Origin of the sequence: Sulfodiicoccus acidiphilus, assembly GCF_003967175.1 — an archaeon.
Taxonomy (GTDB): domain Archaea; phylum Thermoproteota; class Thermoprotei_A; order Sulfolobales; family Sulfolobaceae; genus Sulfodiicoccus; species Sulfodiicoccus acidiphilus.
On record NZ_AP018553.1, the window covers coordinates 1,445,300 to 1,467,920 of the forward strand.

General features: G+C 52.5%; 24 protein-coding genes and 3 pseudogenes. 18 read left to right on the forward strand and 9 right to left on the reverse strand.

What is annotated here, in order from left to right; all coding sequences use genetic code 11:
• From HS1genome_RS07765 to sta1, 8 genes are all read left to right on the forward strand, one after another.
• Positions 1–318 carry a hypothetical protein gene (locus HS1genome_RS07765; RefSeq protein WP_126450289.1) on the forward strand — a complete coding sequence of 106 codons (318 nt, stop codon included), beginning with the start codon at positions 1–3 and terminating at the stop codon, positions 316–318.
• A complete protein-coding gene (locus HS1genome_RS07770; RefSeq protein ID WP_126450290.1) occupies positions 315–767 on the forward strand; it encodes a hypothetical protein in 453 nt (150 codons plus the stop codon). Before HS1genome_RS07765 ends, HS1genome_RS07770 begins: the two co-directional genes overlap by 4 nt.
• 258 nt (positions 768–1,025) lie before the next feature.
• Entirely contained in the window at positions 1,026–2,255 is a 1,230-nt protein-coding gene (locus tag HS1genome_RS07775; RefSeq protein WP_126450291.1) for an NAD(P)/FAD-dependent oxidoreductase, read from the forward strand.
• Between the two features lie 3 nt (positions 2,256–2,258).
• Positions 2,259–2,885 (forward strand): helical membrane plugin domain-containing protein, encoded by a 627-nt coding sequence (locus HS1genome_RS07780; RefSeq protein ID WP_126450292.1) that lies wholly within the window; start codon positions 2,259–2,261, stop codon positions 2,883–2,885.
• Between the two features lie 643 nt (positions 2,886–3,528).
• Positions 3,529–5,319 (forward strand): cbb3-type cytochrome c oxidase subunit I, encoded by a 1,791-nt coding sequence (locus HS1genome_RS07785; RefSeq protein ID WP_126450293.1) that lies wholly within the window; start codon positions 3,529–3,531, stop codon positions 5,317–5,319.
• A gap of 10 nt (positions 5,320–5,329) precedes the next feature.
• The gene (locus tag HS1genome_RS07790; RefSeq protein ID WP_126450294.1) at positions 5,330–6,349 is read left to right on the forward strand and encodes an oxidase; all 1,020 of its coding nucleotides are present in this window, start codon (positions 5,330–5,332) and stop codon (positions 6,347–6,349) included.
• Between the two features lie 2 nt (positions 6,350–6,351).
• The gene (locus HS1genome_RS07795; RefSeq protein ID WP_373286786.1) at positions 6,352–6,543 is read left to right on the forward strand and encodes a hypothetical protein; all 192 of its coding nucleotides are present in this window, start codon (positions 6,352–6,354) and stop codon (positions 6,541–6,543) included.
• A gap of 761 nt (positions 6,544–7,304) precedes the next feature.
• On the forward strand, positions 7,305–7,688 hold the full coding sequence (gene sta1 / locus HS1genome_RS07800) for a Sta1 family transcriptional regulator (RefSeq protein WP_126450296.1): 384 nt from the start codon (positions 7,305–7,307) through the stop codon (positions 7,686–7,688).
• A 5-nt stretch (positions 7,689–7,693) separates the two neighbouring features.
• On the opposite strand, the gene HS1genome_RS07805 is transcribed toward sta1, so the two are convergent.
• The gene (locus HS1genome_RS07805; protein ID WP_229768246.1) at positions 7,694–8,194 is read right to left on the reverse strand and encodes a DUF429 domain-containing protein; all 501 of its coding nucleotides are present in this window, start codon (positions 8,192–8,194) and stop codon (positions 7,694–7,696) included.
• A gap of 1,321 nt (positions 8,195–9,515) precedes the next feature.
• Here HS1genome_RS07805 and HS1genome_RS07810 point away from each other — a divergent pair.
• The gene (locus HS1genome_RS07810; protein ID WP_126450298.1) at positions 9,516–9,809 is read left to right on the forward strand and encodes a hypothetical protein; all 294 of its coding nucleotides are present in this window, start codon (positions 9,516–9,518) and stop codon (positions 9,807–9,809) included.
• Here the strand turns inward: HS1genome_RS07810 and HS1genome_RS07815 are convergent.
• Entirely contained in the window at positions 9,806–10,516 is a 711-nt protein-coding gene (locus HS1genome_RS07815) for an A24 family peptidase C-terminal domain-containing protein (protein ID WP_126450299.1), read from the reverse strand. The genes HS1genome_RS07810 and HS1genome_RS07815 overlap by 4 nt on opposite strands.
• Before the next feature lie 259 nt (positions 10,517–10,775).
• On the opposite strand from HS1genome_RS07815, the gene HS1genome_RS12035 reads away from it, so the two are divergent.
• Genes HS1genome_RS12035 through sepP form a run of 4 tightly spaced genes read left to right on the forward strand, consistent with a single transcriptional unit; the run spans position 10,776 to position 12,575 of the window.
• Positions 10,776–10,913, forward strand: coding sequence for a hypothetical protein (locus HS1genome_RS12035; RefSeq protein WP_158613746.1), 138 nt, complete (start codon positions 10,776–10,778; stop codon positions 10,911–10,913).
• A gap of 31 nt (positions 10,914–10,944) precedes the next feature.
• Positions 10,945–11,658: a Gfo/Idh/MocA family protein gene (locus HS1genome_RS07820; RefSeq protein ID WP_197721476.1), complete on the forward strand. Its 714-nt coding sequence runs from the start codon at positions 10,945–10,947 to the stop codon at positions 11,656–11,658.
• Between the two features lie 14 nt (positions 11,659–11,672).
• A complete protein-coding gene (locus HS1genome_RS12345) occupies positions 11,673–11,924 on the forward strand; it encodes a hypothetical protein (RefSeq protein WP_197721477.1) in 252 nt (83 codons plus the stop codon).
• Positions 11,925–11,954: 30 nt separating this feature from the next.
• The gene (sepP, locus tag HS1genome_RS07825) at positions 11,955–12,575 is read left to right on the forward strand and encodes an undecaprenyl-diphosphatase SepP (RefSeq protein WP_126450300.1); all 621 of its coding nucleotides are present in this window, start codon (positions 11,955–11,957) and stop codon (positions 12,573–12,575) included.
• Here the strand turns inward: sepP and HS1genome_RS13330 are convergent.
• The 4 genes and pseudogenes from HS1genome_RS13330 to HS1genome_RS07845 form a co-directional block, all read right to left on the reverse strand.
• Positions 12,526–12,768, reverse strand: a pseudogene (locus tag HS1genome_RS13330) (hypothetical protein); the annotation flags it as partial. The gene sepP and the pseudogene HS1genome_RS13330 overlap by 50 nt on opposite strands.
• A gap of 144 nt (positions 12,769–12,912) precedes the next feature.
• Positions 12,913–13,176, reverse strand: coding sequence for an ATP-binding cassette domain-containing protein (locus tag HS1genome_RS13045; protein WP_126450302.1), 264 nt, complete (start codon positions 13,174–13,176; stop codon positions 12,913–12,915).
• On the reverse strand, positions 13,124–13,381 hold the full coding sequence (locus HS1genome_RS13050) for an ATP-binding cassette domain-containing protein (protein ID WP_158613747.1): 258 nt from the start codon (positions 13,379–13,381) through the stop codon (positions 13,124–13,126). The genes HS1genome_RS13045 and HS1genome_RS13050 overlap by 53 nt, the downstream gene beginning before the upstream one ends.
• 343 nt (positions 13,382–13,724) lie before the next feature.
• Positions 13,725–14,351, reverse strand: coding sequence for a helix-turn-helix transcriptional regulator (locus HS1genome_RS07845; protein WP_229768247.1), 627 nt, complete (start codon positions 14,349–14,351; stop codon positions 13,725–13,727).
• A gap of 491 nt (positions 14,352–14,842) precedes the next feature.
• Here HS1genome_RS07845 and HS1genome_RS07850 point away from each other — a divergent pair, with 491 nt between their 5' ends.
• Positions 14,843–15,826, forward strand: coding sequence for a 2-hydroxyacid dehydrogenase (locus tag HS1genome_RS07850; RefSeq protein ID WP_126450304.1), 984 nt, complete (start codon positions 14,843–14,845; stop codon positions 15,824–15,826).
• 5 nt (positions 15,827–15,831) lie between these two features.
• Here the strand turns inward: HS1genome_RS07850 and HS1genome_RS07855 are convergent, their stop codons facing one another.
• Together HS1genome_RS07855 and HS1genome_RS07860 are read right to left on the reverse strand one after the other, a co-directional pair.
• Positions 15,832–16,167, reverse strand: coding sequence for a P-II family nitrogen regulator (locus HS1genome_RS07855; RefSeq protein WP_126450305.1), 336 nt, complete (start codon positions 16,165–16,167; stop codon positions 15,832–15,834).
• A 13-nt stretch (positions 16,168–16,180) separates the two neighbouring features.
• A pseudogene (locus HS1genome_RS07860) lies at positions 16,181–17,460 on the reverse strand (ammonium transporter); the annotation flags it as partial.
• A 447-nt stretch (positions 17,461–17,907) separates the two neighbouring features.
• Between HS1genome_RS07860 and HS1genome_RS07865 the strand changes: the two are divergent.
• The 4 genes and pseudogenes from HS1genome_RS07865 (at position 17,908) to HS1genome_RS07880 (ending at position 22,041) form a co-directional block, all read left to right on the forward strand.
• Positions 17,908–18,774 (forward strand): bifunctional 2-dehydro-3-deoxy-phosphogluconate/2-dehydro-3-deoxy-6-phosphogalactonate aldolase, encoded by an 867-nt coding sequence (locus HS1genome_RS07865; protein WP_126450306.1) that lies wholly within the window; start codon positions 17,908–17,910, stop codon positions 18,772–18,774.
• Entirely contained in the window at positions 18,771–19,703 is a 933-nt protein-coding gene (kdgK, locus tag HS1genome_RS07870; protein ID WP_126450307.1) for a bifunctional 2-dehydro-3-deoxygluconokinase/2-dehydro-3-deoxygalactonokinase, read from the forward strand. The genes HS1genome_RS07865 and kdgK overlap by 4 nt, the downstream gene beginning before the upstream one ends.
• A 94-nt stretch (positions 19,704–19,797) precedes the next feature.
• Positions 19,798–21,329: pseudogene (gene gapN / locus HS1genome_RS07875) on the forward strand (NADP-dependent glyceraldehyde-3-phosphate dehydrogenase).
• A gap of 253 nt (positions 21,330–21,582) precedes the next feature.
• Positions 21,583–22,041: a peroxiredoxin gene (locus tag HS1genome_RS07880; RefSeq protein WP_126450308.1), complete on the forward strand. Its 459-nt coding sequence runs from the start codon at positions 21,583–21,585 to the stop codon at positions 22,039–22,041.
• Here HS1genome_RS07880 and HS1genome_RS07885 read toward each other — a convergent pair.
• Positions 22,015–22,620 (reverse strand): adenosylcobinamide amidohydrolase, encoded by a 606-nt coding sequence (locus HS1genome_RS07885; RefSeq protein WP_158613748.1) that lies wholly within the window; start codon positions 22,618–22,620, stop codon positions 22,015–22,017. The two genes, HS1genome_RS07880 and HS1genome_RS07885, sit on opposite strands and share 27 nt — an antisense overlap.
• Position 22,621 lies beyond the last annotated feature (1 nt).

Here is a 22,621-nt window from a genome sequence, read left to right on the forward strand (position 1 = left end):
ATGGACCTTCAGTCCAGGAAACTTAACGAGATAGAGGCAGTAGTTGGTGTTACGGCGGTAGGTTTATTGAGGGAGCGGAGGCTAGAGGCGATCTGGGGCCAGTTCAAGGTTGACGAGGGGAGGTTGATGGATGTGATAACTCGAAACTTAGAAAAGTTGAAAGAACACGCTAAAGTAACACCATCCTTAGCTCCCTTCAGGGGATTCGCCATGGTGCTCGATGACGTAGGTTTGTTTGTATATGACGATCTCGTGGTGCTGACTGATGCGAAGAAAGTTGACTGGGATAGGTTAGTGAAGGCGGTGACTAGTTCGTGAGAGGGGAATTGGGTAGAATAGATCTGCGGAGCGGAAAAGTGGAGGGGGAAGTAGAGAGAGCAGAAGAGTTAGCCTCGTTACTCAAAGAGGACTGTCAGGTGGGGGAAAGGGAAGCAATAGAGCTGGGGTTTAGGAAGCTCAACGGTTTCGTCATTTTAGGGGAGAAGCGTTCTATTGCCTTCGCCAAGAACGTCGCCGTAATAGTGGACAACTCCTTCGTGACGTGGGATGAACTGTTCGTGCACTACGGACTGGATAGAACGTACTTGACGGTGGGGGCGGTGTTGACAGGTCTGTCCTTGATGTTGTTCTATTTGGCTTTGGGAACTTCCCTATTGGACTACTTCGCCCCAGAACCTAGACTATATACACCAATACTAATGTTGTTATTGGGGTTGACCTTCCTAGGGATTTCAAAGAGCAGGCCGAAGTACAGGTTCTCCAGTTGAGTGGAAGTCCATAGGAGAGCGTCAATCATATAGTTTAGTGTGTTATGCGCATAGCGGTCTTCCCTAAGTGAGTAGAGTGTTAGTGAGTGAAATGTAGATAGGTAGGATTCCAAGAGGGACATCGCAAATGCGGGTTGACCCTGTCTTCATGTCCATCTTCGATCGTTTCCTTAGGTTTCGTTAGAGTTCACGCTACGAAATTTAGATGAGAGTAGAAAAAAGTTATTAGTACCGAAATGCAATAATCTATGAACTGTTATGACGAAGGTTCTTGTTCTGGGGGGAAGGTTCGGAGGTCTGACGGCGGCGTACACTCTGAAGAGGCTGGCTCAAAGATCTTTAGACGTCAAGTTACTCAACGAGTCTAGGTTCACGTACTTCAGGCCTGGGCTGCCACACGTTGCAGTGGGGTACAGAGACGCCTCTGAGCTCAGTGTGGACTTGAAGGAAGCCTTACCGTCGAAAGGGATTCAATTTCAGCAGGGAAAGGTCCTCAAGGTTGACGCCAAGGCCAACTCCGTGCTATACAGGGACCAACTGGGCAACGAAAGGGAGGAGCTCTACGATTACCTAGTGATCGGGATAGGGGCTCACCTAGCCACAGAGGCCGTCAAGGGGTGGGATCAGTACGGCTACAGTGTGTGCGAGGCGGACTTCGCTACCAAGCTCTGGGAGCGGTTAAGGAACTTTCAGGGAGGAACGATCACCATAGGGTCGGGTCCGTTCTATCAAGGGAAACAGCCTAGGCCAAAGGTACCGGAGAACTTCGTGCCTGCTGCAGATTCTGCCTGTGAGGGGCCCGTGTTCGAGCTGTCTCTGATGCTCACGGGCTACTTCAAGTCCAAGGGCATGCTAAGCAAGGTGAAGATGACCGTCTACTCTCCGGGAGAATACCTCTCCGACCTATCTCCGGCCTCGAGGAAGACTGTGGCGGAGATGTATAAAGGAATGGGAATAGAGTTGGTGCATAACTTTAGGATAAAGGAAATCCGAGAGAAGGAGGTCGTGTCAGAAGACGGAAAGACATTGGAGTCAGACCTGAGTATACTCCTTCCACCTTACGCTGGTAACCCAGCCTTGAAGAACTCCACCCCAGACCTGATCGACGACGGAGGCTTCGTTCCCACCGACCTCAACATGACGTCTCTGAAGTACGATAACGTCTACGCCGTAGGGGACGCCAACTCCGCCACCGTCCCTAAACTCGGCTATTTGGCAGTTCAGACTGGGAGGATAGCAGCTCAACACTTAGCTAGTAGGTTAGGAATAAGGACCAAAGTCGACACTTACGCACCTACTATAGTGTGTGTGGCCGACGATCCTTACGAGGGCTTCGCCGTGGGTGTGAAGGATGACACTTGGTACGGTGGAACAACGTCAATTGCCCAACCCAGTAACGTTAACCACCTAAAGAAGGAACTCTTCACCAAGTACTTCATGTGGACTAAGGGAGACATGGCCCTAGAGAAGTTCCTTGGGAGTTGGTGAGGCGTGGAGGAGAAGCTGGCGGACATGCTTGAGGACAATAAGGTGATAACTCTATCGAAATTGATGGGAGTCTTGGAGAAGCTAGACAGGTACGGGTTCTTGGACGTCGTAAACGGGCTTCTTGAAGATGAAGAAACGGTGGGCAAGGTAATAGGAGCAGTCGTGAACGATCAATTCCTCTCCTTATTTGGCAGAGGGAACGAGGTGATGGACTTGCTAGACCTTTTGACCAATGGTGAGACTGTGGGAGCCCTCAAGGACGTGGTCGAGCTCTACTCCACGTTCAAGAGGACGGGAATAATGGAACCTCTTGCGGGACTACTTAGGGACGAGGAGCTTCTGGGCAAGGTGATAGGGGCGGTCGTGAACGACTCCACACTAACCTTGGCCACTAAATGGAACGAGATCGTGGACTCCTTGGCCAAGATCGACTTCAGTCAATTGAAGTACTATGTGAGCGCGATATCCCTCTACGGGAACGGGATAAGGGACCCAAACAAAGTGGTACCAATAAGAGGGTTCATGGACATACTCAAGCTTCTGAAAGACCCAGACGTCCAAAGGGGGATAGGAATACTGTTGGCAGGGCTCAAGGAACTCGGTAGATCCTACGACGCCAGTAAGCTCTAACTTACGCTACGAGCTGTCGAAGCGTTTAACCCTATGGGGGTTAAGGGGACGGAAGTCCCCTTCCGTGAGGACTGATACCCCCTCATAGAAACGTTAATGAAGCTCCAACGTCTTCTATACCTCTGCTGTAAGAGCTGGGTCTCACCCTAGGGGCTGGGGGAACTCACGCCCGTGGAGAGGAAACCCTCCGTGACCTCCCTACCACGCTGTTCACAGGACAGTTCCACTGAACCTCCGCTACGGAAGGGGATCGATATCGATCCGAGGAGCGGGACTCACCGCGAGGACTCCACGTCCGTGATGGCGTGGTAGTTCACTTACTCTCTTAGGTTCCGGCTTCAGAGTTCTTTTCTATTTGATTTTTAACCGCAACACGTCGAGCCTAATTTTTAATTTCAATCCTTAAAACCGCTCACTTAGATCACCTCAACTCACTAAAGAGGGTTAAAAAGGGATCCTCACACTGTCCTAAACCAAGGAGTTGTAGTCCCAAGTAGTTCGCCCACAATTTGCCATTTTTATATGCAATAGCACATTTCCCCATCTTCGTCTGAGACTTCTGCAGGTTTTATCATATTTTAATATGCATTTCTCCAAAGTGTCATGTGGTGAGTATTTATAGTGCTCTAGAGAAATATTTAGCATGAATTTGCCCTCTTGGTTAACTCAGTCCAGCATATGGAGGCTGGTCTCCTCGCTCTTCCAGCTGGACAAGGACTGGACGGCGAGGATGGTAACCGCCATGCTGGTGATGGGTGTGGCGTGGGGCTTCCTCGGAACAATAGACTCCCTCATGGTCAGGATACAGGAGACGCTCTGGGGGTTCGCAGGACTCTTACAGTTCACGCCCCAAGAGTACTACGGGGCCATAACGCTCCACGCCTCAAGGGACTTGTTTGGGTTCGCTCAGCAGATCATTTACGCCATCATAATCTTTTTCACAATAAGACTCCTTAACTTACAGCCGAGGGCGAAGTGGCTCCTGATCACCTCGTTCGTCGCCCTCAACGTCTCGATGATGTTCATCGAAGGTCCCATAATCCTCACTCCCACATTCAACGACAACTACTTCGCCGCCGGCTCTTGGTATTATCTCTCTCCCCTGGGCATCCCAGGTTACAGCTCTTACGTCCTTTCTCCTTTCTTCTACTTCGGGTGGCTCCTCCTCGACTTCTTCACCTACGGAGCTGGCATATGGATAGTCTACCACTACTACGTAGCCACTAGACAGATGAAGCAGAGGTTGCCCGTACCGGTGGTCTTCTTCTTGATGATAATCCTGCTCTTCATGCTTGGCTACTCTGGGGTCACAGCCGCCGACGTGTGGGACGTCTTGGCCTACTATCACGTAGTTGGTCTAGTCCCCATAGATAACCAGATCCTGTTCTGGATATTCGGGCACTCGGTCGTCTACATGCTCTGGCTGCCTGCGGTCGCCGCACTCTACCTCCTAGTACCAATCCTAGCTAGGAGGCCCCTCTACAGCGAAAGGATGGGTAGGCTCTCCGCGTTGCTGTATCTCATATTCTCAAACAACGTCCCGATTCACCACCTCTACATGGTCAACATACCGGTCTCACTCAAGATACTTCAAGAGGTCTTCACTTACGCCGTGGTTGTCCCTTCAATGATGACTTTCTTCAACCTGTGGGCTACGGCGAAGGGCGCTAAGTTCACGTGGAACGTCATATCAGCCTTCACCGTCACTTCCTTTGCTGGCGCCATAGGTGCAGGCGTGACGGGGATAGCTAACGGCACTATAGCCTTCGACGCGGTTATACACAACACAATGTGGGTAGTTGGGCACTTCCATGCCATGATCCTGCTCAGCATCGTCCCTGGAGCCATGGCCGTGTTCTACTACATGATGCCCATGCTGACTGGTAGAGAGTGGTACTCCAAGTCCATGGCGTGGGGACACTTCTGGGGTTACGTCGTCGGAGCGGCCATGATTTCGGTTGGCTTCGATCAGCTCGGACTATACGGTATTGTCAGAAGATCTGAGATATATCCGAGGTTCCCCGCGGTAGTGGACGCCGAGGGACTCGTGACTGTGGGTGCGGTCCTAGCGGCAACAGCGACACTCCTATGGGGTCTCAACGTCGTCATGACTGTCCTCAGAGGCAAGCTTGCCAACGTGGAGGGGCTACCACTGGATCAGGTAGTGGAGAAGGTGGGGGAGGAACTGTCGGCCCCCACAGTGCTGGCCAGCGTCTCTACACCAGTTAGGTCTGTACTCTCGGTGAGCAGGAGGGCCCTGAGCAGGGGTTACTCTCTGGGAGTGTTAGGAGCGGCCCTGATAGTTGTAAGTTCCTTCGTGATAGCCTTCGCCCACAGTACTTACGACCTATACACCTGGACGTGGATAGTACTGTTGACGATTGGAATATTCCTGGTCGCCATCCCAGTAATGAGGGACTCAAAGGCGGTGTGAGGTGAGTGGAGTGGAACAGAGTACGAAGTGGGAATTAGGTTTCGTGGCGTTAGTGGTGATCCTGTTTGGGGTGGTGATTGTGGCCACCGTACCTACCGACTACAGGGTTGGAGGAGTTCCCTCCTCCACGACCTTGGCCGAACAAGACCCAGGGAAGGTGATAGAGACCCACGTTGAGCAACTGCAATACGTCTTCAACATTACTGAGAGAGGCGACGTGAACGGGAACTACTACAACCTCATAGTGGCCCACCAAGGCGACGTGCTCAACTTGACCATGACCGCTCCACTACGTGATTCAGCCACGGGTAACTTCTACTTCCCAGACTACGCCGACCAGGTAGTCGACGACCAGATAGTCCCAGCCATGGTCTCTTACGACGCGCTCAGTGTGCCTCGGATCCCAGGTGCATACGCTTTCTTGGACGGGGAGTACGATGGACCGTGGTACACTTACCAGGTGGGATTGGTTCTAGTGCTCCCTCAGTCTGGGCTCTACTCTCCACAGGAGCTGTCTGCCTACGTAGCTCAGACAGACCAAGCCAAGGCTTCGGGGCTCTCAGGGGACAACTACAATCCCCCAGTGGTGTTCTACAACTCAACCTCACCAAACGTAGTGTTGGCTACAGATCCCTATGGTGTCTTCAACTCCTCCGTCCCTGGGCCGACTTTAGTTCTGAGGAACGGCTCAACCGCTTCCATAACGCTGTATTTTGCCCCACCTAGCCCGGTCCACAACTACTTAGTTACGTATGTTAATGGTAGACCTGTTGAAGTGACTAATATTAGTGTAGGCATTTACGGAGTGGAGTCAAACGGGGCGTTGGTGCCATTGGCACAAGCACCCATAGTTTACGGCTCTCCAATGCACTTCACAGTCGACGTTGACGGTCAATTCCCCGCCTACCTTTACGGTCTAGTGAAGCCAGTCTACAACAATTACGACCCCTACAACGAGTCGAGTCTGTTGGTTGGGGAGGATACCGGTCTCGTAATGGGTGCGTGGGGGGTTATCTTGGTGGAGGGATGAAAATGAAGGAGTACAGCTTCTTTAAAGTTCTCGGCATAGGGTATGCCTTAGCATTGCTTCTGTTATTGTGGGAGATATTGGACGTGACCCTTCACAGAGCTGCCACTTCCATGGTTTTGCCCTTCACCGCGGCGGCGATAGTTGGGTTCGCGGCTTACTTCCTTTTCGTTTACTTCGCTCCTGAACGTAAGTAGCTAACGAGTTTCCCAACCTATGTATGGAACCTGGTTTTTAGGACAAGGAGGGAGTCGAAGTAGTGAGGCACTGAAAAATGTGGGGTAACCTTACCCACCGAAATGTTGGCCCTTTAACGAGAAAGGGTCATTATATAACGACGTAGAGAAGCTGACTTCTTTTCAGTAGTTAAGAGTTCTCTTCACGTTTATCTTAACTTGGGTTCAAGGGTGGACCTCACCACCGAGGACGGAAGGTCCCCTTTGTTGATTTTAAATACTGGTCAGAAGGACGACGTCTAGGCTATGTTCACCGACGGAGCGACCTTCACCTAGATCCCTAAAAGCGAGGGTCCTCGAAGTACGCCTCCCGCCCCAAGGCCCTTAGCGGGCACCGAGTCTCGGGCGATCCTAAATCGGGGCCGGTCCTCAGTGCCCGTTGATCTCTCTACCCTTTGGGCGAAGAAGGAAATACCCACCGCGAGGTGGGAAGCCCCGTCCGTGATGACGGGATAAGTTCGTAGGGAAGGGATCAAGGAGAAGTGTAAAATTCCCTACTTCGAGGAGTTGTAGCCAGTCGTCACCACTTTGCATTTCATCCTTGCCGCAGATCTATCCACATCTAAACGCTAAACCTTTTTGAGTGAACGTTTTAACCTTGAGGAGCTAACTTTAATCAACCCTTCTGAAGTTAATACTTGCATACAAATGCACATACTTTTGTGTTTCTGTGTGCGAAGGGTTTTTTAACTAAAAAAGGAAGATGGATATAGGTGAATAAGATGGATAAGGTAAGACTTCAAGACGGGAGAGAAGTGGACGTCTACAGGCTGGCTGGCTTCCTTTACGGGCTATCAGCCAGTGACGTAGAGCTGCTCAAGGTGATCTTAGAGCAGCGTGAGGTGACCACGGAATACCTCGCTGAGAGGTTAAAAGTCACCAAGGCCTCCGTGAGCAAGGGATTGAACAACATATTAGATAGGGGACTGATAAGTAGAGACAGGGCCATGAGGAACGGTGGCAAGGGTAGACCAATCTACATATATAAGGCCGACAGGAAGCAGTTTCTGGCGAGGTTCGCTGACGATCTGCAGTCAATATCAGACCAAGTGAGGAAATCGCTAGAGGAGAAGGACGGCAAGAAACTAGTAACAGTACCCAACTAAGTTTCTTAAACCCTGAAGGTATACATTCCGTTTTCAATCTCTTTTAGTTCTATTTTGATTCCCTTAGGGATTAGGTGGATCTCTCCGTCCTCTGCCGTGATACGTAGGGTCATTTTGTTCAAGTAAAGGACGTACGTCAAGGCACATATTGCCGCGTCGAAGTGGTCCTTATATCCTTCCACCTTCAATACCAAGTTCTTCTCGGATGTGGTAGGGTGGGTCTCAATCAGTGAGAGCTTAGATGATAACTTCATTGCCCTCTCCACAAGTTTGGGCATCCAAGAGGGAGGGAGCAATCTGGCTCCCACCCGCATGGCCATTCTGTCCACTTTCCTGAAGCCTGAGGCTCTAGTCAGAGGTGCGTCTATAGCTCCCGCATCGCCACACAGCTCGATAATTTCCTCGTCCTTCCATACGTCGTGAACTTCGATGAACTCGCCCCGGATCACCGCGACAGACGAAGGTCTAACTACCGCCAGGTCTATCCCACAGAATCGCCTAATCAAAAAGTAGCCCGGTAAAATATTCCCCCCGTGGACAAAAAGGTTGAGTTAGCTTTCTAGCGCCTTGAAGCGTATCAGCTACGTCCTTTGACATTTCGAGTGCGCGGCGTGAGTGTATAGCAGTTCTTTACAAATTATGAGTTTAAGGGAGGGGAAAGCCCAGCAGCGAAGTCGCCGCTCAATTAAATAATTTTTTAGATTTTTCCTTGTAAAGTTAAGAATGCTTCTCTTTACCTTACCGAGAACTCAACTTGACCGAGGAGCAACTAGTACCACCCTCTTTCGCAGTTCTCTTCTCACACGGAGTTATAGCTTAACAACGAAAGTCCACAGTGTTCAAATTGGGCGGTCTCCAGCTTTTTCTCTGCTCCTTCGAGAGGTGAAACCCCCGAACCGACGGTGGGAACGACTAACAGCTCCGAGGGAACCCATCTGGGGAGGTCAGAAAAGATGGAAATCCTCGTCATTCGAAGCGTGGACAATAGTTCAAACGCGGCCCTCTGAAACAGTTTCTAGATAACACTACCCACGCTCCTCGCCTCTACAGGCATTTCTCCTCTCAACGACAGAGGATCCTCCACGATCTGCGAGTCTCAGCATCCAACTAGACCACCTCGATGTCACCTAGAACTAGGAGTTCATCCTGAATCTGCTGTCCTGCCTTAAGTCCGTGGATTAGATAAGATCCAAGGCCTCGCCCCTCCCTGGGACGATTCGCGATCTTCCCAGGTTTACTTCGACCACGCTGACGGCGCCCCTTCTCCGGCTCGATCGAGTACTTAACTGAGGGAGGAACGACTACCGTCTCCCTTTCCCACTAAGGGACTGAACTTCGCGGACGAAAGTCCCACCTTCGAGTGGGGTCCCTCCCCGATCCACTCTACTGCCCACCAGGGATGTGAACCCGAACCGACGGTGGAAACGACGAACTACCCCACGGAGTAACCCTCTGCGAGGCGGGGAGGAAGTCAGCTAGAGCTGAAGGCTTGAAAACGGTGCCGTGTTGGAGGTGGTTGAGAGCAAAACCTCCAAGCGCTATGCCTTCCATAGTGTGGAGGTAGGGAAGAATCTTAGAGCTACGGGGAAAAACCCTTCAATCGCAGACTAAATTCCGACTTGATCGGAAACTCGGAGGAGGCTTCAGTATCTCTAAGGTAGGAGACAACTGACCTTTGCCTTTCCTTAAACAGTGCCAGAAGCATATCGGGTTGGGAGGACGTTCCTCGCCATATGCACCTAGTTCCCGCTAAATGGGAGAGAGAAATTGTGAAGCACATCTGTCCACTGGTAGGTTTTTAATTCTCCGTTTCTAAAACTCGTTAAAATGGGCGTAATCGTTAGGAAGATACACACGAAGAAGGACGGCGGAAACGTTTGGCTCAGGGTCACCGAAGAACCCCCTAGCATGAAGAACGAGAACCCATCAGACGGGTACTTCTTCGTGAGGGTGGGCGACGATTCGGGGGACAAAGTGATAAGACTGTCGGACGAGGAAGCGCTAGATGTAGCTCAAAGGATCCTCGAGTCCTACAGGAGGCATGTGAAGATATACGAAAAACTAGAGGATGAGAGCTATAGGATGTACAAGATGAAGTCTGACGAGAATGAGGAAGACTAGACTGGAAGCCCAACCATCAGAGAGAAAACGTAGGCCGCCAACATGAAGGTCAGTACGGGAACCCCCCACGCGACCCATATGTAGGTGTCGTTACCGATCTTGCCTTGCTCAAGTAGTAAACGGAAGGTTTCCCTCCACTTGGAATCGTCTTCGTCTACTGAGAACGTAGTTCTAAGCTTCAGGTTCCCGTCCTCCGTGATCTCGGTGAGCGGAAATAGGAACTTCGATCTCAGGAACTCCTCCACCGTGATCCTTCTCCCTGAGAAGGCCAAAGGGAGCCTCTTAAACCAGGGTAACCCTGAGGTGTACCTGAAGTTTCTGCCTAAGTTTAAGACCCCGGCAACTGCTATGGCGATGGCGGTGTAGAGCAGAACTGTCAGGCCCTCAAGTCCTCGTCCTGACAGATTCGGGAACAGGAAGGGGTGGGTTACTGGGTTAAGGGCCCCGACGAGAGTGGCACATATGACGTCAGCACCCCCTAAGAGACTGAATCTGTACATGGCGTAAGTTGTCATCCCAGTAGCGACGACCGAATATGTGTATACTAAAGGTGAGAACGATCCCCACTGGAAGTAGACCAAGGCCAGTAGAGGGAGGTAATAGAGCCATACCGCATCATTGACCTCCCTACTCCTCAAGTCCAGAACTGCAACGTGGACTAGCATGGCAGTGGTACCCAACACCTGTATCAAGTAAATTAACCACATGGCAGGAAGCTCCCCTCACTCTGCCTAGCTTCGAGGCTGTCAGAGAGCTAGATACCCCGAGGAAATAAAGTGTTTCTAGTTATAAAACCGCTTCTATTGCAGCTAGGAGACAACGTTTTGGGGTAAAGAGCTATTGTGCGAATTAGTTCTGAACTTCGGCACCCCTTTTTTGTGTAAGTTCCTTGCGTCAAACCTAAACTCTATCGAGGATCTCTGGCAGAAACGCTTAAAGGGGAAACACACCTCCATATACTATCATATGATAGTTAAAATAACCGTGAAACATCCCATCATGAGGGATGGGACGAGGGTGTTCTGGATGGAGGCCAAGGACATGGAGGATGCGATGAGACAGGTGAGGGGACTACCGATAGAGAGGATGGAAGTGGTGGGCTGAACTTAATTAATTCGAAGTACAATTCTACTGTATGGAAGTTGTGGTTCTTGGATGTAGAAAGTTCGGAAAGGTGCACCTCCGTGCCCTTTCGTCGCTCAAAGTCCCTTACAGTATAATGGAGAGGAACCCAGACGTTCTGAAGGACTGTGCGTCCACGTTCTCACCCCTAAGAACCTTCAGCTCTATCGATGAAGTTCTAAGGTCTAACGCTGACGTGGTCGACGTGGTCTTGCCGCATAACTTGCACAGACAGGTCGTAGTGGAGGCGTTGAAAGCAGGGAAACACGTCCTGGTTGAGAAGCCCATAGCTACAACGGTTGAAGAAGGTGAGGACATGATCAAGGCATCTAAGGAGTATCGTAGAAAGTTCATGGTGGCGGAGCAGTACTTCTTCGACCCGACCGTGAAGGCGGTATCCTCCATGATAAGGGAAGGTAAATTGGGTAAGGTCCACACCATCGTAGTTAGGGACCAGAGGTTTTACGACCACACAGGGTGGAGGACAGATCCCACTGTAATGGGAGGAGGCGCGCTCATCGACGGTGGGATCCACTACGTCGACACTATCCTGAACTTCGGAGGGGACTACGAGGGCCTGACTGCTTCGGTGAGCCACGTGGGGTCCACCCTCAAGGGGAGGACAACACGGTGGCATTCTTCAAGTTTAGGTCTGGGGCCGCTGGCGTACTTCTATACTCTTGGGCCTACAGAGGGAATCCCGTTCTCCCAGGCTTCGAGGTCATAGGGGAAGAGGGAACTGTGTACGAGGACGTGACCACGAGGTCTCAGGCCGATTTCGTAGATCCGTCTAGGACGACCGCGTACGGTCTTCCCGTCCTCAATGGGAAGAAGGTGGAGGTGAAGACTTACGACGTCTTCCAGGAGGAGATAGGCTCCTTCATCAGGGCTGTGGAGAGGGACGAGCCAGTTCCGATGCCACCCGAGTTGGCACTGAGGGACCTCAAGGCTGTGTTGGACGTCTACAGAATTGCTGGGTACAGTCCGCGCTAACTTTATAGTGATGCCTAGCCTCACGGAACTGTGGATAGGTACAAGGCTGGGGCTTTCCTCGCGTTTCTCTTCGCCGCCCTCACTGTGTTGGTGAAAGTCCTCTCCGAGCCTAAAGTTCCAGGTAACATCCTCATCTTCCACCTCATCAATGACGCTCAAGTTCCGGCCCTCAATCCAGTCATGGTTTTCCTTTCCCTATACGGCAGGGAGTACGTGTGGATACCTGTGGTGGCCATCCTTTTCTTTTTCAGGAGGAGAGCCTCCATGATAATGGCTTCCGCCTTCATCGCGGATATAGTATTGGGTGAGGGATTGAAGTACGCAGTGGCTCAGCTGAGGCCCTTCCTTTACGTAAGCGCCCACCTTCTGGTACCTCCACCCCACGACTTCAGTTACCCCTCGGGACACGCCCTCATAGTCTCCACCGGAGCAGTGGTGTCCTACTATACTCTGCCTAGGTGGGCTTGGATCCCCCTCATGGTCGAGGCGGTGGCCGTGAGCTACTCCCGAGTGTACGTCGGAGTTCACTGGCCGGCCGACGTCCTCGGAGGGTGGTTGTTGGGAACTGCGGTCGCTCAGCTCTCCTTCCTCTTGGAGAACTTCAAGTGGTATAGGTCCTTAGAGAGAGCGCTGAAGGCCAGGGAACAGTGACTCGCTTCTTCCTCACGAAGCATGCGACCTGCCTATCTCTCACGTCCTCCAGTCTAGGTTCGCCAGTTCTACAACCCTCAACAGCCAAGGGGCATTTGGAGTGGAACTTACATCCGGTCGCGGAGGGACCTCTATCCAAGGCCTTAATCTGCTCCTTCACATCGGAGAGCGAAGGGACCGAGTGCATGAGTTGTGAAGTGTAGGGGCTCCCTCAACACCTTCTTCGCTGGTTCAGCTTCCGCCACCCTCCCCGAAAAATGACCGCAACCATGTCGACCATGTACGCTGGCACAGCTACGTTGTGGGTTGCGACGAGGTAACTAGTTCCCTTCCTCTCCTAAATGTCTAGGAAGAGGTTGAGGACCTGGACCTGCATCGACACGTAGAAGTTGGACGTAGGCTCGTCCAATATCAGGTACTTGAGCGAGCCTATGATCGCCCTCGCTATGGATATCCTCTGTCCTCCAGAGAACTCGAGGGGGTACCTGAACCTCACCTCTGGGTCAAGGCCCACCACCTCCAAGGCTTTGCTCACCTTTTCCTCCACTTCACTCTCCCCTGCCGCCGCCAACTGCTCTGCCACCCCGTCGCCCATCCTCATCCTGCGACGAGTAAGGGTCCTGAAGGAGGACTTGCATGTATCTCCTTAGCGGCCTCGGCTTGTACTTCTCGGCCTTAGTTACATCGATCCCCATGAACTCTATCCTCCCTGACGTCGGCCTGCGCAGTCTCAGTGTGGCTAATCCCAATGTGGACTTTCCCGAGCCCGATTCACCTATCAGAGCTAAGGTCTCCCCGCCCTTCACGTTGGACCCCCGCAGCCCTCACTTCCCTCCTATCCTACACGTCACGTGGAGGTCCTCCACCCTGAGTAGGTCAGTGTAGGTGACAGGCAACCTTCTTCCCCTTCATTACCATGACGCTCTAGACCGGGTGAGTTCTCGAAACGTTCAAGCGAGGGTCCACGAGGTATCCCTCCGCTAACCTGTGAGCACCGACCTAGGGTCGGGATGGTTCTCTGAGCTCCTTAAACTCCCACCTCTACCCGTTGGACAAGGTGGAGCCATGAAGTGGAAGGTCCGTCATGAGGGCGAGGTAAGTTCACTGGCCTTACGAAAGTTGTTAATCCCGAGGATAAGGAGGATCCTACTATCCCCCGTTTCTGTGTCTTATGATAAATCTACAGAGATAGGAATCGTTGACCTGCCTGTGAGTGTTTTCAACGTCTGCTTCCAGAACCTTAGAAAACAGTTCCCTTTCCATGGAGCACGCTTCACCAAATAGTGAAGCTATTCTATATATTGGACAGTTAAATTCTATTAATTCGAATGAATTTCCAATTTTCCTTACCTCCGCCATGTAGCCCGTGGACGTTCTTAACTTTCCTAAAACCTCGACCTTTTCATCAAGCTTCTTTTTATCCAGTTTTTCCTTGTATTCTCTATAAAGTATTTTATATCTGTCCTTAAGAAACCTTATTACTATGTCTCCTTTTCCTTCCCTTTTTACATAATCTAGGAGTTCCATTAATGTAAGTGAATCAGAATTGCTGAAATATAATTTGCCTTCTTCAGTTAGATTGAAAACATATGTTGGTCTGCCTATATCTCTTTTTATTATTTTCCTCGAAATCAATCCCTTCTGTTCCAGTCGCGTTATGTGTTTATGCACCCCCATCTTAGTTATTCCCAAACCCTCCGCTATCTCTTGGAGAGTGGCGGGACCATTTTTCTTGATGAATAAGATTATCTTGCTTTCGGTAGAGGTTTCTGACACGGTTAATAGTAAACTTTATTGTTTATAAACTTCTCCAATATAACGGTTTTCATTCGCTTTGGAAGATGTTTATAAACTTTATAAACGACTCAGTTTATTTATTTAAATGTCTTTTTTGTAATCCATGGGGCGGATAAGGAAAGACAGAAGGGAAGAGAAGAAGATTTTTTCAATATGTGATTATCCTCCGGAGTACCTCAAGGCAGAATATCCATATGAGTATGAGTATATAATGCGGATGAGAAAGAGACGCACATCGTTTTAGTTCTTGCTCGAGTTAAGGAGATGAGAGTTCATTGTGATGCAGCCACCCAGCTTCACCTCTAGGAGGCCACGTTGACACTAGGGGAGATGAGTGATCTCTTGACGACAGGGTTATAGTAGGGAGCTTTCTGGGTAATAGGAGGAAGTCAGGGCCGTAGGAGTGTCTTTCGCGCGCCTGGGTGGTAGCGGCTCCATAACCTAAAAATCTAGAATCTAAAAAAAAGGACGTGGTTCCTAAAGTCCTGGTGACTAGGAAGTTCTTCCCGGACGTTTTCTCGACTTCAGGCTACCAAGTGGAGTATTGGGAAGGAAGGGGCCCCGTGACGCGAGATAGGCTACTGAGAGGAGACTTCGACGCCCTAGTTTCCATGCTCTTCGACAGGATCGACTGCGAGGTTCTCTCCTCCCCTAGGCTCAGGTTAGTTGCCCAGTACGCAGTAGGTTACGATAACATCGACCTCCAATGTGCTACTTCTCGGGGGATCTACGTCACCAACACGCCTGACGTGCTAACTGAAGCGACTGCGGAGTTCACGTGGGCCCTGATAATGGCAGCAGCGAGACGCGTAGTCGAGGGAGACGCCATGGTCAGGTCAGGTAAGTGGGCAGAGCACGACGTCCCATGGGATCCGACTCTCCTGTTAGGTATGGAGTTGAAGGGGAAGCAACTCGGGGTCGTGGGGTTCGGCAGAATAGGGCTGAGAGTGGGTGAAATAGGGAGGGCATTCGGGATGAACGTCGCATACTGGTCTAGAGGAAGGAGGTTCGTCCCGTGGGCCACCAGGATGGAGCTTGAGAGCCTCTTCTCGACATCGGACGTGATCAGCGTGAATCTCCCCCTGACACCGGAAACCAAGCACCTCGTAGGTGAGAGGCTCTTGTCGTTAGTGAAGCCCACAGCCATACTCGTCAACACCGCCAGAGGTCCGGTGGTAGACACTGAGGCCCTTGTGAGGGCATTGAGCTCAGGGAGGGTCGCGGCCGTTGGATTGGACGTCTTCGAGGAGGAACCCCTCCCACCCGACAGTCCCCTCTGCAGGTTTAACAACGTGGTTCTCGCACCTCATCTGGGGAGCGCCACGACGGAAGCCAGGAGGGCCATGGCCCTCACGGTGGTCAGAAACCTCAGAGCCTTCCTAGAGGGAGATGTCCCTCCCACCCTAGTCAACAGGGAGGTCGTAAGCTTCAGGAGGCCTGGATTCGGGAATTAGCGCGGCTATATGGCCTTTTCGTCCCTCTCCCCTGTCCTTATTCTGATTGCAGTTTCCACGTGTGTCACGAATATCTTCCCGTCCCCTATCTCCCCTGTCCTCGCTACGGAGACTATAGCTTCCACCACCTTCTCCACCATTTCGTCAGGAACCACCACCTCCACCTTCACCTTTGGGAGGAAGTCTACTACCTCTTCTTCAGCCCTGTATATGTACCTCCCTTTCTGACTCCCGAAACCCTTGACTTCGCTCACTGTCATTCCCTTGATCCCCACCTTGACTAGGGAGTTCTTCACCCAGTCTAGTCTGGACTGTCTAATTATGGCCTCCACCTTCTTCACCGATACCACCCTACGCGTACGCTACCTCTCCGTGCATTTGCGTGTCTCCCCTCTCAAGTACTTCCGGCCTTTCCCTCAGAGGTACGAAGAGGCCGATCAGCTTCAGTAGCCCGTAAGTGACTCCGAAGTCGTAGGCGACTACGACGGCAGCTGCCAGGGCTTGGACTGCGAGCTGATAGGGATTCCCGTAAATCGCGCCTCTCAAGCCAGGGTCCACGAACTGAGTGACCGCCGGGTCCGCGAACACCCCGGTGAGCAGTCCCCCCACTATTCCTGCTATTCCATGTGTAGAGAATACTCCCAACGTGTCGTCTACGTGAAGTTTAGGCTCGAGTTTGTTCAGAGCCAACCAAGGTATAGATCCGGCTGCGATGCCCATGAGAAGGGCTTCCCAACCGTTCACGTATCCAGCTGCAGGAGTTATCACTACAAGTCCCGTGATGGCACCGCTAGTAATCCCGACGAGGGAGGGCTTTCCGAAGGCCTTCATGTCCATGGCCATCCACGTTATCGCGCTTACTGCCGTGGCTAAGTTAGTGTTGAGGACCGCTATTGCGGCGTCTATTGTGCTGCCGTATGGGTCTCCTCCATTGAACCCGTTCCACCCTAGCCATATCAGTCCCGCTCCGGCCAGTACTAACATGAGGTTGTTGGCCTCTAGCTTTCTGTCAGTGGCGAGCCTCGGTCCCACGGCCATCGCCGCGGCGAGGGCCCCTATTCCAGCGTCAACGTGTATGACGTATCCCCCTGAGAAGTCTACCGCACCCAGTTGGTTCAACCACCCCCCTGCGAAGAGCCAATACGCCACCGGGCTGTAGACTAAAAGCGACCAGAGCGGGACGAAAGGTATCCATGCCTTGAAGTTCATCCTTTCCATCACTCCTCCTACGAGCAACACTGGAGTTATGGCCGCGAAGACGAACTGGAAAAATATCAGGGTCGAGTTCGGGATGTTGAGGGCAGTGGCCGATGGACCGTACGTCCCCTGGGAACCCATGAATATTCCCCCATGGCAGGGGTGGGAGTGCCGAAGATGGCGTAGGGCCCTATCCTAAAGGTTGGTTCACCGAAGCCGAAGTTGTACCCCGCTAACATCCACACTACCAGGACTGCCGCGAATGCGTAGAACACCATCATTGCGCTGTTAATAGCGTACCTCTTCTTCGACAGTCCAGCGTAGTAGAGCGCTACGCCAGGTACGCTTTGAAGCCCAACGAAGGTAGCAGCCGTGAGCATCCAAGAGTTGCTTCCCGTGTCGAGCCAGGAGGGGACAGAGGCGCTGGGGAAGCTACTAAGTGAGGAGGATTGGGCGTGGGCCACGGCCGTACCGGCCATGGTGATGAGGATACATAATATTATTAACGTCTTCCTAACCATTTACCACGGGACCGACAGTATAGATATATATCCTTTTTCAGGTAGACAAGTGAAAGTTGAAAGTGATATTATACCCCTAACTAAAAAGTTATCAGCAAAAAGACGTATCTGTGAGGAAAACCCATATAATTCCCCACCTCTCAAATGGTACAATGTAGTTGAACCGTCAGACTCGGGTTCACTGTATCCTACACTTAAAGGGTGCCGAATTCATCGTTATAAAAATTGTTCAGTTTTAACTAGAGAGCTGGGGTCCCCACCGATCTTGTTTTAGAGGAATCCCTAAGTTATTGTGGACCACTTCACTTAGGCCGAATTCCTGAGAACCCCTAGGATTATAACTTGCTTTACGGATATACTATCATGCCAGACATCATCGTTCCCACGGTAACGCCCTTCACACCTGAGGGGAAGGTAGACCTGGAGAAGCTAAAAGAGCACGTTACACATCTGGTTAGGAAAGGTGTCGACGTAATTTTCCTCAACGGGACCACAGGAATGGGACCTGCTCTCTCACCCGAAGAGAAGCTAGCAGTCCTCAAGTCGGTCTACGACGTCACGAACAGGGTTATCTTTCAGGTAGGTGGTCTGAACCTCTACGACGTTGTAAAGTTGGCCAGGGAGTCCAAGGACTTTGACATAGTTGGAGTGGCCTCTTATCCACCCTACTACTTCCCGAGGATGCGTGAAGACTGGGTACTGAGGTACTTCAGGGATCTGTGCGCTGCCTCGCCTCACCCCGTTTACCTCTATAACTACCCCTTAGCCACTGGTTTCGACGTCTCTCCTGCCTTGGCCAAGGAAATAGGCTGCCTCAAGGGAGTTAAGGACACGACCCAGGACCTCGCACACCCTCTTTCCCTTAAGAGGGTCCTCCCCGACCTAAAGGTGTACACTGGGGCGGACACATTGGTCCTACCCTCCATGGCTTCTGGGTTGGACGGGGTCGTATCGGCCTTAGGCAACTACGCCCCCGAGCTACTCTTGAGGGTCAGGAACTTAGTGAACGATGGAAAGCTTAGGGAGGCCGTTGAGGTTCAGCAGGTCATAGCGGAGCTCATAGACCTCTCCAGGAAGTACGGTTCACTTGCCGCCAACTACGTTCTGGTGAGGGAGCTCCAGGGCCACGACGTTGGAGTACCTAGGCCTCCCGTCTATCCAGTTGTAGACGAGGCGAGGTTGAGGTCGGAGCTCGAGCCCCTGAAGAGGAGGGTTGAGTCCCTGAAATGAGAGTTGTTGCCCTAGGTGAACCGCTGGTCCAACTCAACGCGACGTCCCCTGGACCTCTTCGCTACGTCCACATGTTCGAGACACATGTGGCGGGATCTGAGCTCAATTTCTGCGTCTCCGTTGTCACCACGGGACTGCAGTGCTCCCTTTTGGCTAGGGTGGGAGAAGACGAATTCGGGAAGGCGGTGATCGAGTACGGCAGGGCTCGGGGTGTCGACGTGAGTGCGGTGAAGGTAGATCCCTCTCCTACCGGTGTCTACTTCATTCAGAGGCACTTCCCGGTCCCTGACAGGAGCGAAGTATTCTACTACAGAAAAGATAGCGCAGGGAGCAAGCTTTCACCTGAGGACGTGGACGAGTCCCTAGTTAAAGGGGCTCGATTGGTCCACTCGACTGGGATAACACTGGCCATCAGCGACTCGGCGAGACAGGCCGTGGAGAGGGCTTTTCAACTGGCCCCCAGGAGGTCTGTCGACACCAATATCAGACCAAAGCTCTGGTCTCCAGAGAGGGCTAGGGAGGCATTGAGAAGGGTTCTACATGGACTTGAGTTCCTCTTCGTCGATCCAGTCGACGCCAGGATAATAGTGGGGGAGGAAGATCCTGACGCCGCAGTGAGGAGGTTTAGGGAGGAGTTCTCGGTGGAGACTGTGGTGTTTAAGATGGGGGAGAGGGGCTCCAGAGTTTACGTAGACGGAAAGGCCGTGGCTGGACCGAGCTTCAAGGTCAGGGTGGAGGACCCCATAGGAGCCGGGGACGCGCTGGCCGGGTATTTCGTTGGGCTTGTCCTTCAAGGAAGATCGGTGGAGGAGGCCATAAGGTACGCCAGTGCCGCGGCGACCCTGGTGGTGACGGTCAGGGGAGACACAGAGGCGGTACCAGACCTCAAGGAGGCCTCGAGGTTCCTAAACTCTCAGGAACTTCCCTGACGCCCACGTGGGAGAACCTCGCTCCTCCCCTCACGCACTGTTACTGGTCGAAACGTGCACTGGGCTTTTTAGATACTGAAGTGTAAACGTCATTATGGAAGTCACCAAGCCCGTTGCGCTCAGCCTGAGCAAGGCCGAGTTCAAGGATATATACAGGATGGACGGGGTCCCAGAATTCAAGACCTACTTGGCCGGGGAGTGGTACTCCGGTACGGAGCTCATGGACGTCAGGAGCCCAATAGACTCTTCTATCTTCGCCAAGGTACCACGTGTCAACGGAGAGGTCGCCTCCAAGGTCCTTTCTTTGGCTTACTCAAAGGGAAGGAGGGAGATGAGGGACACACCTGGAGAGAAGAGGTTGGCCATATACCACAAGGTGGCGGACCTGTTGGAGGAGCTCAAGGACGACTTCGTGGATGTCCTGATCGTGAACAACGGAAAGACGAGGCAGGCCGCCCTAGGAGAGGTGGGAGCCTCGGTGGAAAGGTTGAGGAGGGCCGACCTAGACGTGAGGAAGCTCTACGGTGACTACGTCCCAGGAGACTGGAGCTCGGAGAGCCTACAGACCGAGGCCATAGTGAGGAGGGAGCCCTTGGGCCTAGTGCTCGCCATAACCCCCTTCAATTACCCCCTGTTCGATGTAGTCAACAAGTTCGTCTACACCACCGTGGCTGGGAACGCCATGTTACTTAAGCCCTCCACTTTGACTCCCCTGACCGCGATCATGTTCGCTCGGTTGCTCGAGTTGGCTGGGTTCCCGAGGACGGCCTTCGCAGTCCTAACCTCCCGTGGGTCCGACGTCTCAGGAGTGGTTAGGGATCCCAGAGTCGAGGGTATAACCCTCACCGGAAGTACCGAGACTGGAGAGGCAATAATGAGGGAGGGCGGGATAAAGCAATATGTCATGGAGCTGGGAGGTGGCGACCCAGCAATAGTCCTTGCTGACGCTGACGTGAACTGGGCGGCCCAGAGGATAGTGGCCGGAATAACCAGCTACTCTGGCCAGAGGTGCGATTCCGTGAAGCTAGTGTTGGCGGAGCCCCAAGTTTACGACCAACTGAAGGCCAAGTTGTTGGAGGAGCTCTCAAAGGTGAGAGTCGGTGACCCTAGAGATCCAGATGTAACTATGGGGCCTGTGATCGAGGAGTCTACAGTCGACGAGTTGGAACAGGGAGTTAAGGACGCCGTCTCAAAGGGTGCGAAAGTCATCTTCGGGGTAGGAGACTTGGGCGTCACTACGTCGAACCTACCCTAATTGAAGTGGAAAGGGAGAGGATAGGCGACCTCTACCTGTACAACAAGGAGGTCTTCCTCTCGGTTGCCCTCCTCACTAAGGTGAGGGACGAAGTGGATGCCGTCGCGGTCTCGAACGGGAGAAGGTACGGCCTGGACGCAGCGGTCTTCGGGAACGACATGACGCGGGTGAGGAGGGTGATAAGGCAGTTGGAGGTGGGCGCCGTCTACGTCAACGACTACCCTAGGCACGGCATAGGGTACTTCCCCTTCGGAGGGAGGAAGGGATCTGGGGTTGCCCGGGAGGGAATAGGCTATACCATAGAGTACGTCACAGCCTATAAGACGGTCATGTACAACTACAGGGGAAAGGGTGTGTGGGAGTACCTCTAAGAGGATGAGTCATTTTTAGAGAATCCTTTTCTATAGAAGCTAGACGTTTCTAGCGTCTCGATCCCTCGACTAAACGTCTTGGACGCTAAAGACGAACTAAAGCCTCTAGGCGACGCTCTCCTGTATACCGCCCAAGACGAAGGTAGGCCCACGACACTTTTTGCTCTGCCAAATCCCTATTAAACCTGCGCATTAACGACGCCCTTCGCCGTATTGACAACACAGTTATTTGTCGGTAAGGCCACCCGGCCTCGTGGCACTCAAGGTCGGAACTAGGGCTCCTGACTTCGAGGGGGTAACCGACTCGGGCGAGAAGTTCAGGCTCTCAGACCTCATAGGAAAGAAGCACATAGTGCTATACTTCTACCCTAAGGACGACACTCCTGGATGTACGGCGGAGGCGTGCAGCTTCAGGGACAACTGGGAGGAGGTGAAGAAGTACGATGCCGTCGTAATAGGAGTTAGCTCCGACTCAGTCGAGTCCCACAGGCAGTTCAAGTCCAAGTACTCCCTTCCATTCACGCTGATTAGCGACACGACCAAGGAGATAAGGAAGCTCTACGACGTGAAGGGAACATTGATGCCTCCTCGGGTGACATTCGTCATAGATAAGGACGGCATCATAAGGCACGTTTACGACTCTCAGCTCAATGCAACGGCCCACGTTAGGGAAGCGGTCAACGCCCTAAAGAAGATCGCCCCTCCAGCTTGACCACCTTCCGGCCGCCGTCCTTACCGCTTTAATTACGTCGGTGTAAACGGCGTCTCCTATCCCGGTGCCCAACCCCACGAACCTCAAGGGATCCCCTCCGGTGAAGGCGACACCGATCGCATCCGACACAGTCCCAGGACATGGGAGATCCCCGCACCGAAGTCCCAAGGAGAAGGCGGCCGCCGACTTAGCTTCGGTGACGAGTCTGAAGAGGTCGGCCATTGCGTTGCCCACAGGTGAGGCCTCGACTGCCACGAACACGTTTATAGTGCCCACTTCTCGAGGACAGGAGGGGTTGGTGAGTCCAGCCGTCGACACAACTAGGTGGTCCTTCCCTTCTATTACTTCCCTTGTCGCCACGTCAACCTTAGTGAGAAACGCGATTAGTCGACCCCCGACTCCGAGTGCCCTGAGCCTCCCCTCTAAGTACCCATCCACCTCGCTGAGCTGGAAGCTGTCCCCTACTGTCATGAAGATGGCACCGTCACACCTTCCGCCTCCAAAGACGGTCGATGCGAGGGACTCACCAACCACTTCATACAGCACTGCGTCCCTCCACCACCTCTCCTTCCACTTCACA